Annotated in this window: 12 protein-coding genes and 1 pseudogene; 3 read left to right on the top strand and 10 right to left on the bottom strand. The window is 35.9% G+C overall.

Annotation, left to right across the window (positions count from 1 at the left end):
- A partial coding sequence (locus tag ACXY7N_RS22080; protein WP_488592606.1) for a Cna B-type domain-containing protein occupies window positions 1–1713 on the bottom strand: 1713 nt, incomplete at its 3' end.
- A 1838-nt stretch (window positions 1714–3551) separates the two neighbouring features.
- Here ACXY7N_RS22080 and ACXY7N_RS22075 point away from each other — a divergent pair.
- Window positions 3552–3926, top strand: a complete 375-nt coding sequence (locus tag ACXY7N_RS22075) for a hypothetical protein (protein WP_016085439.1) — start codon at window positions 3552–3554, stop codon at window positions 3924–3926.
- A 25-nt stretch (window positions 3927–3951) separates the two neighbouring features.
- On the opposite strand, the gene ACXY7N_RS22070 is transcribed toward ACXY7N_RS22075, so the two are convergent.
- From ACXY7N_RS22070 to ACXY7N_RS22050, 5 genes and pseudogenes are all read right to left on the bottom strand, one after another.
- Window positions 3952–4623 carry an ECF-type sigma factor negative effector gene (locus ACXY7N_RS22070; protein ID WP_016085438.1) on the bottom strand — a complete coding sequence of 224 codons (672 nt, stop codon included), beginning with the start codon at window positions 4621–4623 and terminating at the stop codon, window positions 3952–3954.
- Window positions 4607–4921: a hypothetical protein gene (locus tag ACXY7N_RS22065; RefSeq protein ID WP_016085437.1), complete on the bottom strand. Its 315-nt coding sequence runs from the start codon at window positions 4919–4921 to the stop codon at window positions 4607–4609. Before ACXY7N_RS22065 ends, ACXY7N_RS22070 begins: the two co-directional genes overlap by 17 nt.
- Window positions 4908–5433: pseudogene (locus ACXY7N_RS22060) on the bottom strand (RNA polymerase sigma factor). Before ACXY7N_RS22060 ends, ACXY7N_RS22065 begins: the two are co-directional and overlap by 14 nt.
- Window positions 5434–5706: 273 nt before the next feature.
- Window positions 5707–7377 (bottom strand): arginine--tRNA ligase, encoded by a 1671-nt coding sequence (gene argS / locus ACXY7N_RS22055; RefSeq protein WP_016085435.1) that lies wholly within the window; start codon window positions 7375–7377, stop codon window positions 5707–5709.
- Complete coding sequence (locus tag ACXY7N_RS22050) at window positions 7377–7814, bottom strand: YwiB family protein (protein ID WP_000414868.1); 438 nt, start codon at window positions 7812–7814, stop codon at window positions 7377–7379. Before ACXY7N_RS22050 ends, argS begins: the two co-directional genes overlap by 1 nt.
- 203 nt (window positions 7815–8017) lie before the next feature.
- Between ACXY7N_RS22050 and ACXY7N_RS22045 the strand changes: the two genes are divergently transcribed.
- Window positions 8018–9004 carry a S66 family peptidase gene (locus ACXY7N_RS22045; RefSeq protein WP_488592605.1) on the top strand — a complete coding sequence of 329 codons (987 nt, stop codon included), beginning with the start codon at window positions 8018–8020 and terminating at the stop codon, window positions 9002–9004.
- A 25-nt stretch (window positions 9005–9029) separates the two neighbouring features.
- Here ACXY7N_RS22045 and ACXY7N_RS22040 read toward each other — a convergent pair whose 3' ends face one another.
- Entirely contained in the window at window positions 9030–9392 is a 363-nt protein-coding gene (locus ACXY7N_RS22040; protein ID WP_000779940.1) for a YxeA family protein, read from the bottom strand.
- Window positions 9393–9626: 234 nt separating this feature from the next.
- On the opposite strand from ACXY7N_RS22040, the gene ACXY7N_RS22035 reads away from it, so the two are divergent.
- Window positions 9627–10664 carry a PTS sugar transporter subunit IIC gene (locus ACXY7N_RS22035; protein WP_016085433.1) on the top strand — a complete coding sequence of 346 codons (1038 nt, stop codon included), beginning with the start codon at window positions 9627–9629 and terminating at the stop codon, window positions 10662–10664.
- A 303-nt stretch (window positions 10665–10967) separates the two neighbouring features.
- Here ACXY7N_RS22035 and speB read toward each other — a convergent pair whose 3' ends face one another.
- From speB to ACXY7N_RS22020, 3 genes are all read right to left on the bottom strand, one after another.
- Window positions 10968–11840 carry an agmatinase gene (gene speB / locus ACXY7N_RS22030; protein ID WP_001209831.1) on the bottom strand — a complete coding sequence of 291 codons (873 nt, stop codon included), beginning with the start codon at window positions 11838–11840 and terminating at the stop codon, window positions 10968–10970.
- 219 nt (window positions 11841–12059) lie between these two features.
- Window positions 12060–12887: a polyamine aminopropyltransferase gene (gene speE, locus ACXY7N_RS22025; RefSeq protein WP_000424696.1), complete on the bottom strand. Its 828-nt coding sequence runs from the start codon at window positions 12885–12887 to the stop codon at window positions 12060–12062.
- Window positions 12888–13073: 186 nt separating this feature from the next.
- Window positions 13074–14237 (bottom strand): MFS transporter, encoded by a 1164-nt coding sequence (locus tag ACXY7N_RS22020; RefSeq protein ID WP_016085431.1) that lies wholly within the window; start codon window positions 14235–14237, stop codon window positions 13074–13076.
- Window positions 14238–14242 lie beyond the last annotated feature (5 nt).

Here is a 14242-nt window from a genome sequence, read left to right as displayed (position 1 = left end):
ATATGCTGTTCCGGCTACATCGTTTATTACCAAATCTTTAAATTCATATTTCCATCCTGTTGCTTCGCTCACTTCTTGCGTCGCAATCACTGTACCATTTTGTAGTAAGTCTACTTTAATCATCGTTGGACGACTTTGCGCATTTCCGTCCTTCCATGTTTTTGTTCCTTCTACCTTAGTTGTTTGTACCACTTTTGTATTTGTAATGTCATAACCATTTACTTCTGTTGTGTATCCATCTATCGGTTGTTCTTTTACTTCATACTTGTATGCTACTCCATTTGCATCATATGCTGGTAGGTTGTCAAATTTGTACTTCCAACCATCTGCCGCTGTTACTTCTTTCGTGTCTACTACTTTCTCATTTTGTAGTAACTCTACTTTGATTGAACTTGGACGGTCTTTCTCGTTATCGCCTTTCCACGTCTTCGTCCCTGCAATAGATGTAGTTTTCACCTTATTCGGAATTGGCAACTTAACTCCATTTACAGCATCTGATTTAACTTCAAAAATTACTTTTGCTTGAGGATCGAAATCAACATAGTCTGGAGCTGAAACTTCTTTCACATAATATTTACCTGGTTGTAAATTAGGGATTTCAATTATCCCTTTTTCATCTGTTTTATATACATCTCCAACTTGTTCATCAGGCTCTTTATACAACTTAAACGAAACATTTGGGATTACTTTTTCTTCATCCCCTTCAATATGCTTCACAATTTTTAGTGTTCCTTTTGGAGTCACGTTACCTTCAGCACCACCGCCAGCTGTCATATTTTCGACTGGATGAGTACCCGATTCATTAACTGGTTCCTTGTTTAGAACTTGGTAATCAATCGTATAATCATTCTTAAAAAACTCTTGCTTCTTCCCAGCTTCCGTTATAGTAGATGTATAACCAATCGAAAAGGAGGCAAGACGCGCTTTATCCTTATTAAGCACAACTTTAAATGATTTGTCTCCAGTAAAGGTAATCGTTCCGTAACCTTGCTTTTCAAGCTCTTGTAGCGTTAAAGATCGACGACCTATATAATCATCTACAATTATATAGAAACTATCCTTATTAAGTGTTTGACCTTCCTGTAAATTATCAGTCACAACAATATCACCACTTAACTCTTCTTTAGCCAAGTTTATATTCAAGAACCAACGTACTTCATCGCTCTTACCTGAGTTCATATCACCAGTTTTATAAAAAAATGGTGGCTTTCCAGGATCTGTACCCCCACCACTGCTTGGGCCGGTAATTGTTACAGATTGCTTATCTACATTTGTACCGAAATTGGTTTCAATCTCTTTCTTTTCATCCGTTCCTACATTAGCAGCTTCCACAAAAAAGTTTAAATACCCTTTAATATTTTGATGTGTACCCACTTTATCATTAAATGTACATACCACAGTACCTGCAGTGACTTTACAAGTACCATAATCATCTAATAGAAACTCTGTATTTAATCCTTTTAATTCTGGAGGCAGTGTTAATGTTAGTGTGTCTCCAGACTTCAGCTTAAGACTATCTTTTTCACTGAAGTTTATAGTTACTTTAGTCCGTTGTCCGATAGAAAGATCTGTTTTATCAATCTTAAAACTATCCACAAGTCCTAATGTATTTAATTCTTGTGCGTTTGCTACTATAGGTAAAAGACTCTGACCTATAGTAAACATGAAAATCATTATAATCGAAAAAATAGAAGTTATTCTCTTTAAATACATACTTTATGTTAGCCTCCTCATAATTTAAAATATAAATAGTTTCTGGTACAAACATGTTATGATGAAAATTCTATTATCCAACTATTTCACCTACGTATTTTTAATAGCTATTATGATTTCTCTTCCCCCCTTCACTACTACTTAACAACTTGAAACTTGATTTTTTATAAGTGTATCTAACATTTTCGACACGCCTACAATTATGTACTTTTGACCTATATTTTTTAATAGGAACATAGATAAACTTTGACAAAAAAGTTTAAATAATAAATACATATAGGCGACAGATACTGGAATACATTTAAAATCAGGAAAAAATGATTTAAAATGCATTCCAGACGAAACTCATGACAACCATTCTTCTTTTTGTGCCTTAGGGATTATAAAATGATTATTCTATGTGTAAAAGATTTTAGTGCGGGCAAATATAGACTAACTACTTCACAGCAAATATGCATCCTATCAACTTCCATACTTATCGTTCTGAAAAATAACGAAAATTACGGATTATAGTCGCATTCAGCATACCAGCAAAAAAGCTTATAAATGTGGAACGAGTTAAAATACTCATATTTTACAGGATATCATTAGAAGATAAGCTTTCTGTCATCATAAGTACGGCTGACAATGTCCATGTATTAAAACATTTGATATTTAGTTAAATACCGAAATAAATTGATGCAAAAAACATTTTAACATCAGCGCTATATGATTAAAATATTACGGACGAAGTATTATTTGTCTATGAAGATAAAAGAAATATTCTCCAAATCTGAATAAAGTGAAACAAGTTTTGGGGTAACTAAAAACGATTGTGATTTTCAACTGATTTCATGTGAATTTTGCAGAAATACGGGAATCAGTCTTTTCATTTTTGGAGTATATAAATGGGTGTCGAGAAAAAGGGTTTCTCCTGATGGATCTGATTCTAGAGCTATGTCAAAAAATTAAAATAAACCTACATATCATCTATCCGCTAAAAATTTTTAATTTCTTTACGAATAATAAAATATTTATATATACTTATATACATTTATGTATTAATATATATATAAATGATGTTAAATCAAAAATAAGAGCTGTATATCTCCTCATTATTTTTATCGAATCTAAAAAATCAAGTTGATTAGCACCAAATCCTTGACTCCTTAAATAAGAAGTTTTGAGGATTACCTACTCAGTTGTTAGATAGATTATAATTTTAAGTACACTTACCTTGATTGTAATAACATGATTTAAAGCAATTACAACATTCCCTATTAGCATTTCATCAATAAATAATACAGACATGCCTTTTTTCGTAATTCCCCCAAAAAACAACAAATTTTTTCCATAGTCTATTATTCTAGAATTGTTACCAAAAATCAATAGTTAATTGTTGCTCCCCATTTTTACTTCATTATTATAAGGCATCTTTAGGTTAACCAATTATCCTATTTTACATATCATATTCTGGCTAAGGTTGACCACCCTCATATAATTCTCCTTAATTTACACAACATTATATGTTTAGGTTTTTCAGAAAAAGCCACCTTTCTTTTAAAAGTGATAACATCTATATCCTCATTAAAAATATACAAATAATTCAGGTTGCACTTTTCTATTTCTCAATACAAATTAATTTTTAAAAAAAACAGATATAAAGCCTTTATCCGTCTTCTTTTGTCAGTCCAAAAGAAAAAAACAATTAGTTATAACAAAAATCACCTACTTTAAAGTGGTGATTTTTTATTGAGAAAATACATATATGCATAAAAGCATATTTCCTCCCACTCATTATCATATACAATATTAACTGTAACAAAAATGATTACAACTAATAAGGAGGCTTCTTTACTATGAAAAAAATGATTTTAGCCGGTGCGTTAACTTTAGCAGGAATTACTGGTGCTACCGCGTTTATTCCTGAAACAAAGGCGGCTGCCGCTACTCAAGAACAAAGCTTTACAAAATTTTATTCTTTGCAAACTGGAAGTAGTTCTGAACAAGAACCTGTTTTCCTTCAAAAAGGACAGGAACTAACAATTCAACCTAACAGCAAAACTCCTAGTTACAGTGTTTATGACTCAAATCATAAACTTATTGGACGTTATTCTGATGGTTACGGCCGAATTTTCACTGCAAAAACAGATGGAAATATGTACGTTCAGTTTCATGCACCTTACGTTTACTATAGTCCTGTTAGCTTTTCGGTTACGTATACAATCCGATAAAATAAAGGGCCTTTCTCAAGGCCCTTTACTTTGTTTCCCAATTCACTTTTACAAAACCATCTTTCACCATTACACCACTTATATTAAATACATACTTTTCATTCGCTTTTAATGCAGCTTTAAAAGTACCTTTTTTCGATTCACAGATCTCTTTTAACTCTCTTATTCCTTCTCCTTGCCTTTCATACAAGCTAAAGCATAAATTCCCACGTTTTGCATCCGTCTCATAAGAAAATGTTACTTCTGTATCTTTTGCATACTCAAGTTCAATATCTTTCCCAGCAATATCCCATGATGAGAATTTTGCCTCGTAACTTGTCTCCCCTTGCTTCTCATTTTCTAAATATATATCACCAGCTCTCCACATATCATCTAACGTTTGAACGAAAGCAAAGCCGCTAAGTAATACAAGCATTGCACTTGCAAATATCACAACCAGCGTTATTTTTTGCTTTTTCATACCCTTCATCGCATGTTCTCCTTCTACTTTCCTTTTACTTCTTCGTACCATATATAACAAAACTCCAATAAAAAATGGCAATACAATCGCTATAACACTCCACCACTTACTTATTCCACGCATTTTTGCATCTGTATACACCCATGATACTACACATACTAAAAGTGCTATAAAAGCCAAAAACATTGCAATCCCAGCTATCTCAATTACTACAAATGGATTAGCGAACTCTATCATGTAATTTATACTCCTTCTTTAAAAATGACTGTATGACAACATATATAGGAATGTATAGGTGCATCACAATAACTATCGTTATAATGACAGATATTTTATGATCCAAATGACTAACGAACTGCTCTAGAGTGACAGTTAATACAATCATCCAAATAGCATGAATACATATAACCCATCTCTTCTCTATTTTTTGAGCATTTCGCACAATCTGCTTCGTATTATTTATTAGCTCTTCGCTTGGAATCATCTCTCCCGCTAAGCTACTTTTTATCTTCTGATCAAACTTATCTTCCGTCATAAACGAACCCCTCCAAATGTTCCCGCATTTGCTTCTTCGCATAATTAAGGCGGTAGTTCACCGTGCCAATCGGTATATTTAATATTTCGCTCATTTCTTTATAAGAGTATTGTTCATAATAGTAGAGTACGAGCACAGTTTTATATTTTTCATTCAATAACTGTATAACTTCCCGTATCATTTCCGCTTCTACTTTTTGAATAAATTTTTCTGATATATTCACTTCATCTGCCAAATCTATTTCTCCACCATCCTCTTTATGAAATAAATCCAATACGCGATCTTTCCACCTTTTCTTCTTACGATAAAAGTCATAAAATGTACGAGCACAAATTGTAGTAATCCATTTTTTATAATTTTCCACACAAGAAAGTTGGTGCCTAGAGGAAAAAACTTTTATCCAAGTCTCTTGAAAAATATCTTCTGCATCTTCTTTCGTTTTCGCTAATTTATAGCATAAGGAATATATTTGCTGCTTATATATCAATTAATTCTTCTACCTTTTCTTCCATCGGAAACCTCCTGTCATTTATATAAGACGACGCAAATTCTCCTTTTGTTTGATAAAATTTTATTTTTTATTATCCCCATACAAAAAGGCAATCACAACATCGTGTGATTGCCTTTTACTTAAAAACGAAAGTCCGCTTCCGCTTTTCTTTATGTCCAGCTCCAGCGGCTAGAATACTCGGTGGCTTCGCGCCTTCCTCCGAGGCAAAGTACGCCTCTCTGTCAGGAGCTCCATCCCCCTCCTATTCTAAGCAAGCCGCTTCCGCTTTTCTTAATTACATTTTTTCTGGTGCAGATACTCCTACGATTGCTAATGCGCTTTGAAGTGTAGTACGTACTGCTTTCATTAACTCGTAACGAGCTTTACTTAATTCTAAGTTATCTTGGTTTAATACTTTTTCTGCATTGTAGAAGCTGTGTAATGTTGCTGCTAATTCAAATGCATAGTTTGTAATGCGGTGTGGCAGACGTTTTTGTGCTGCATCCGCAACTACTGCTGGGAATTCACCAAGTTTTTTCAGTAACTCTACTTCTTTCTCAGAAGTAACAAGTTTGTAGTTCACGTCTCCGCCTGTAGCTAATCCTAACTCTTCACCTTGACGAAGGATACTGCATACGCGAGCATGAGCATATTGTGCATAGTATACTGGGTTTTCATTAGATTTTGATACAGCTAAGTCCATATCGAAATCTAAATGAGAATCGCCGCTACGCATTGCGAAGAAGTAACGCATTGCGTCCACGCCTACTTCTTCCATAAGCTCACGAAGTGTAACTGCTTTACCTGTACGCTTACTCATCTTCATTTTTTCACCGTTTTGATACAGTTGTACCATTTGGATGATTTCTACTTCAAGTGTTTCTTTATCGTAACCTAGCGCTTGAATAGCAGCTTTCATACGCGGAATGTAACCATGGTGGTCAGCACCCCAAATATTGATTAGCTTATCGAAACCACGCTCTAATTTATCACGGTGATACGCGATATCTGGCGTTAAGTACGTGTAAGAACCATCATTTTTAATTAATACACGGTTTTTGTCGTCACCGTAAGTCATTGAACGGAACCAAGTTGCACCGCCTTCTTCAAAGATCTCGTCACGCTCTTTTAATACTGCAAGTGCAGCATCGATTTTTCCGTTTTTGTATAATGATGTTTCTGAGAACCATACATCAAATTTAACACGGAAGCTTTCTAAGTCTTTTTGAAGTTTTGCTAACTCATATTTTAAACCGTATTCACGGTAGAATTCATAGCTTTCTTCAGCATCAGCTTTTGCATAACGATCGCCAAACTCTTCAGCTAAACGTTTACCGATTCCAATGATATCCGCACCATGGTATCCGTCTTCTGGCATTTCTTTCTCTAGACCTAAAGCTTGCATGTAACGAGCTTCAACAGAAAGAGCTAAGTTATGAATTTGGTTACCAGCGTCATTAATGTAGTACTCACGAGATACATCGTATCCTGCTTTCGCTAATACGTTACATAAAGTGTCACCTACTGCCGCACCACGTGCATGTCCTAAGTGAAGGTCACCTGTTGGATTCGCAGATACGAACTCGACTTGTACTTTTTCACCTTTACCAGTATTCGTTTCACCGTAAGCTTCACCAGCATTAACGATTGTTGGGATTAAGTCTGTTAAGTAGCTATTATCCATGTAGAAGTTAATGAAACCAGGACCAGCGATTTCAATTTTTTCAATAGAAGCTTTTGCTTTATCGAAGTTTGCAACTAATTCTTCTGCAATCATACGAGGTGCTTTTTTCGCAACGCGTGCAAGTTGCATTGCCATATTTGTAGAGAAGTCACCATTTGTTTTATCTTTTGGAGATTCTAATACAACGTTTGGAATCTGTTCTTCCGTCGCTAATTCTGCCTTTAATACAGCAGCTTGAATTTCTTCTTTAATTAATCCTTTTACTTGTTCTAAAGAATTCATTATTTTGCCTCCTTCAAATTAAGTGTAATTGTATATCTGCCAGCTTCTTGTTCACTTAGAAGCAATGCGTACGTTAAGAAGAGTTGTCCTTTTTTCTTTTCATCCGACCATTTAAAAAGAACGTTATCAGTTTTCGTTTGCAATGCAAACGTACCAAGTTCACTCGTATACGTACCAGTTGTCCATTCACCTTTCACATGCGTTTGACGCATTGAAACAGCACCTGAACGCATAATGAGAACTTGTTCATCTTGAATTTTAATAATTGTTTTCACTTCGCCCTGTTCGTTCGGCTCTTGGAATGTTACGTATGTACCTTGACCTTTTACATAGTATTGACCATTTGCTTCAAAAGCAACGGTTTCCTTCCTCGCCCCTTCACGGATTTCTGTTACGAAATGAACGTGTACCGGCAAGCCTGCAAGTTGTTTCTCCACGTCTTGCACACCTTTCAAATGTTATAGATATTAAATACTACTTATAATAAATCACTTTTCCTATCATATCAAAAAAAACCTCTGTCTGTCTGCTGAAAAATCAGGAAAACTCTATTTCAAAAAATAATTCACTTTCACTTTATTTCATATGATAAAATATTTGTTAAATCTAAATATTTAATTAATTATAGAGGTGAATCTAAGTGCTACCAACAAAATTAAAAAAGGGTGATGAAATTAGAGTTATTTCACCATCTTGTAGTTTAAGTATTGCCTCAAATACGAATCAAGAGCTTGCTATAAAAAGATTAAACGACATGGGCTTTCAAGTTACATTCTCAACATATGCTGATGAGATAGATCGATTTGCTTCCTCTTCTATCTCTTCACGCGTTCACGATCTTCACGAAGCATTTAGAGACCCGAATGTAAAAGCCATTTTGACGACACTTGGCGGATACAACTCTAATGGCTTATTAAAACATCTCGATTACGATTTGATTCGAGAAAACCCGAAATTTTTCTGTGGCTATTCTGATATCACTGCGTTAAATAATGCAATTTACACAAAAACAGGACTTGTTACATATTCAGGACCCCATTTCTCTTCATTTGGAATGGAAAAAGGACTCGAGTATACGACCGATTACTTTTTAAAATGCTTAACTTCTAATGAACCTATTGAAATATTGCCATCTGAAACATGGAGCGATGATTCTTGGTATGTAGATCAGGAAAATCGAGAATTTATTAAAAATAAAGGATATGTTTCAATTCACGAGGGAGAAGCTACAGGAGATATTATCGGTGGCAATATGAGCACATTTAACTTACTGCAAGGTACGCCATATATGCCTAACTTAAAGGAGAAAATTTTATTTATTGAAGAGGATAGTTTAACAGGAACATCTACCCTTAAAACTTTTGATCGCTATTTACATTCTCTTATGCAACAACAAGATTTTGAACATGTAAAAGGCATCGTTATAGGAAAGATGCAAAAAGGCGCAGAATGTACGATAGAAGACATTCAAGAAATGATTGCTTCAAAACCTGAACTCGCACATATCCCTGTCATTGTAAACGCAAGTTTCGGGCATACAACCCCGATTTTCACTTTCCCGATTGGTGGACGTGCAAAAATCATTTCTAACAAAGAAAAAACATCTATCACTATTTTAACGCACTAAAAAAGGAGCGAATAAGTCGCTCCTTTTATGGTTTTTCTATTTTTTCCAACGCTTTTTGTGGGATTGACTCTTTCGATATTTCAGCCCATCCTTTTCCTTGCATACCTTTTGCATAAATTTTTATAAACGCCCCAGTATGCAATTCACGGTTCATCATTCTTTTCACAACTTGTAACTTTCCGTCTTCTGTATACCCTTTAAATGTATACAAGTATTCACCGTCTTTTTTCTCACCTTTATCTATAACCGCATAATAATCTTGTATTTCTTTATTTGAAAAGAAGTTGTCTACAAAAGCATGTACACCTTCTGTTTTTGTGTTCAAATAATACGCTGTTCCACCTAGAATAATGGCGAATACAACTAAAACTTTAATTACCAATTTCATACATGCGCCTCCTGTTTGCACTTCTTTCTCACTAGTCTTATGTCTATACCTGTATTATACGGAAAAAGGCATACTATACTCTATTGAAAAGTCTTACACTTTCCTTACATTATTGTAAGGGTTTTTCACCTTATAGCAATTTCCCAATAAAAATTTTTTCCGTTTCATGAACTTTTATATTATTATTGAATGATACAAATTTTTATTACAAAAATCAAAGGAGACAGTTTTCCAATGGCTATCTTGCAAGGTTTAGCACTATTACTTGTTGTACTTTGTCTATTTACACTTTTTAGTTACCGCGCTCCTTACGGAATGAAAGCAATGGGTGCTTTAGCTAATGCAGCAATCGCAAGTTTTCTTATTGAAGCATTTCACCGTTATATCGGTGGAGAAATGTTTCATAATGACTTTCTACAATCAGTAGGAGAAGCTTCTGGTAGTATGAGTGGTGTCGCAGCCGCAATTTTAGTCGCACTAGCAATCGGTGTTTCACCCGTATATGCTGTTTTAATCGGTATCGCTACTAGTGGATTCGGCATTTTACCAGGATTTTTTGCCGGATACGTTTGCGCTTTCGTCGTGAAATTCCTCGAAAAGAAATTACCTGCTGGTGTAGAGTTTTTAGCAATTTTATTTATTGCCGCACCAATCTCACGCGGAATGGCCATGCTTATGGATCCGCTCGTGAACGCAACGCTCGGTAAAATCGGTTCTATGATTTCAGTTGCAACTACAGAAAGTCCTATCATTATGGGCATTATGCTTGGTGGATTAATAACAGTTATTTCTACCTCTCCATTAAGTTCTATGGCACTAACTGCAATGCTTGGATTAACAGGTTTACCAATGGCAATTGGTAGTCTTGCTGTAGCAGCCTCAGCCCCAATGAACTTTATTTTCTTTAAACGACTAAAAATTTGTTCAAAGAAAGACACAATCGCTGTAGCAATCGAGCCTTTAACACAAGCCGATGTTGTTTCAGCAAATCCAATTCCAATTTATGCGACAAACTTCGTTGGCGGTGCACTTGCTGGTATTATTACATCTCTGTTCCAGCTCGTTAATAATGCACCAGGAACCGCATCACCAATCCCAGGACTTCTTGTCTTATTCGGATTTAATGACGTCGTAAAAGTAACAATTGCTGCTGTATTATGTGGAATCGTTACCACGATTGTTGGGTACATCGGATCAATTATATTCCGCAAATATCCAATCCGTTCTGCTGATGAAATTCGCGGCATTGCTTCGGAAGAGAATGTTGCATAAGAAAAAGAGCGATTCTCATCGTTTGAGAATCGCTCTTTTTTATGTCTCGTGACAGTCAGTGAAATTATATCAGCGTTTTTTTTAATATGTAGATTTACCGACACATATCGATAAAACAAGAGCCCCTATTCATATAGGAGGCTCTTGTTTTATCCAGCTACAGCGGCTAAAATCTCCGCTTTTATTTCTATCCAGTTACGCCTCCTAGACCCTTGCGTCTAAGAACCTTCCCTGCCAAAAGGTAAAAAGCACCTTTTGCAGGAAAGAACCTTAGTCACCGGGTCTAAACAGTCGGCTTCACTTTTACTTTACCCAACCGAGCAGCATTTCCCGCACGAATTTGCTTGCTGCGACTGGTGTTTGATCACTATGGTCGTAGACAGGAGCTACTTCTACTAGGTCTGCTCCAACTACATTTATATTTGAATTTGCAATTGCCACGATGGAATCTAATAATTCTTTAGATGTGATACCTCCAGCTTCTAACGTTCCTGTTCCTGGAGCGTGAGCTGGGTCTAATACGTCAATGTCGATTGTGACATAAACTGGGCGTCCTGCAAGTTTCGGTAATACTTCTTTCAACGGCTCTAGTACGTCAAATTTGTATAAGTTCATACCTACTTCTTTCGCCCATTCAAATTCTTCCTTCATTCCAGAACGAATTCCGAAAGAATATACGTTTTCCGGACCAATTAAATCGCACACTTTACGAATTGGTGTAGAGTGGGATAAAGGCTCCCCTTCATATGATTCACGTAAATCAGTATGAGCATCCATGTGGATGATTGCTAAATCCGGATATTTTTTTGCCATTGCCTTAAAAATTGGCCAAGACACTAAGTGCTCACCGCCGAGCCCTAGTGGAAACTTATCGGCATCTAAAAGTTTTGATACATACTCTTCAATCATGTCTAAGCTGCGTTGTGCGTTTCCGAATGGTAACGGGATATCACCCGCATCAAAATATTTTACCTCTTCTAGTTCACGATCTAAATATGGACTATATTCCTCAAGACCGATTGATACTTCACGAATACGTGCAGGGCCAAAGCGAGATCCCGGACGGTAACTTACTGTCCAATCCATAGGCATCCCGTAAATAACTACCTTTGACTCTTCAAAACTTGGATGACTTTTAATAAATACTTTACCTGAATAAGCTTCATCAAAACGCATATTCTTTTCCTCCTTATGTGGAACTTAAGGTATCCCAACCTTTCATTATTTCTCAAATTTGGAGCGAATTGCTCCTCTTTCTCGATTTACCGGGGGTCTTCTTTTTTACAATAAGAAGACAATTTTCTTTACAGTAGTGTAAGTAGCTAGCATGTTCAAGTCTTCTGGACAAACACCTTAAATGAGCTACTTACACTTTATTGGTTCGATACGATTCTCTTACTTAATTAGATCGCCAACAAATTTCGGTAATGCGAATGCTGCATTGTGTAATTCTTTTGTGTAGTATTTCGTTTCGATTTCGTGGAAACGCTCTTCACTTACTTCTAATGGATCATGTTTTTTAGATCCAATTGTGAACGTCCAAAGACCACTTGGATAAGTTGGAATGTTCGCTGTGTATAAACGAGTAATTGGGAAGATCTCTTTTACGTCTTTAAACACAGTTGTAATTAGTTCTGGTGTGAACCAAGGGTTGTCCGTTTGTGCAACGAAAATACCATCTTCTTTTAACGCTTTTGAAATTCCAGCGTAGAAACCTTTCGTAAATAAGTTTACTGCTGGTCCTACTGGCTCAGTAGAATCTACCATAATTACGTCATATTCATTTTCGCTCTCTGCGATGTGTAGGAAACCGTCTCCTACTTTTACTTCTACACGCTCATTATCTAATGCGCCTGCAATTGATGGTAAGTATTGTTTAGAGTACTCAATTACTTTTCCATCGATTTCAACAAGAGTTGCTTTCTTTACGCTTGGGTGTTTTAACACTTCACGAATAACACCACCATCGCCACCACCTACAACTAATACGTTTTCAGGGTTTGGATGTGTAAATAAAGGTACGTGCGCTACCATTTCATGATAAACGAACTCATCTTTTTCTGTTGTCATAACCATGCCATCTAAAATAAGCATGTTTCCGAACTCTTCCGTTTCAACCATATCAAGTTTTTGGAATTCTGTTTGCTCCGTATGTAATGTGCGGTTAATACGTGCCGTAATCCCAAAATGTTTTGTTTGTTTTTCAGTGAACCATAGTTCCATCGTACAATCACGCCTTTCAATGCAAATTTATAATAGGGACATCATTAATGTCCCCTAACAAAAATAAAACAAAACATCCGAAAAGTATAGTTAAAAGTACAAAAATACCGAAAATATATTTTAGTCAGAGGGTTCTAACATATATGTGAAAAGGGATTGCCCTGTAATAGGAAAGAAAACCCTTTCTTAAGAAAGGGCTTTTGTCTCTACTTCTACCGGTTTACGAATTGGAATTAAAATTATTACGCAACCGACTAACACCACAATTCCACCGACTAAAAATGGACTTTGCGGTGAAACAGTGTGGCCGATGATTCCTGATAAGATTGGAGCAATTGCGCCACCTAACCAACGAACGAAGTTATAAACACCAGATGTAACAGATCTTTCATAAGGTGAAATATCCATTACATAACTTGTAAATAATGCATTATTTAACCCTGACGCTAATCCTGATAGAACAATTAATACAATTTGTAACCACATAACTTTCACAAAGAATAGTGCAATTAAAAATAGGGCAAATACGAGTAAACTACCTTTTAACAATGCCTTCGGCTCATATTTCCCTTCTAGCTTATGAGCTAAAATTGCAGAACCGTAAGCTAACGCTAATCCCCATCCACAAAATACAAATCCTAATTGAATAGCAGATAAATGCATAATAAGTGGTGAATATGCTAACACCACGAAAAATCCGTAGTAGTATAACATTCCTGAAATCGCACCTTGCATAAACGGCTTATATTTCACCAGGTTAAGTAATTCTCCTACACCTGCCGCTTTACGCTTCACTTTTCGCTCCGGTTCTTTTACAAAAAAGAAAACTAAAATAAATGCTAAGAAAATTAAAATACTCGTCGCAAAAAATGGGTAACGCCAAGAATGTCCACCTAATATCCCGCCTAATAACGGTCCGCCTGCCATTCCTAAACCGATAGCTGCTTCATACAATCCTACTGCTTCATGAACTTCTTTACTTAATGCAATTAATAATGTCATCGCCGTTGCGAAGAACATTGCATTTCCTAATCCCCACCCCGCGCGGAAAATAGATAATTGGGCAATCGTTTGCGATATACCGCATATAAACGCAAATACAGTTACAATCGCAAGACCGATCGTCATCATTCGTTTATCACCAAATCTTGATGCGAATATTCCAGCTGGTAACATCATAATTGCCATCGTTAAAATATATGCTGTAAATAGCATCTCTACTTGCCAATGCGATGCACCAATTTGTTCAGCAATGCTTGGTAAGATTGGATCGACTACCCCTATACCCGAAAAGGCAAGGAAGGTAGCCACCACTGTAATTAATCTCCCTAATTTTTGTTTGCTCTCCATTTTGA

The organism is Bacillus sp. 5w2 (assembly GCF_054353775.1).
The sequence above is the reverse complement of the archived record's forward strand: the minus strand, read 5'-3'. Positions and strand labels throughout refer to the sequence as shown.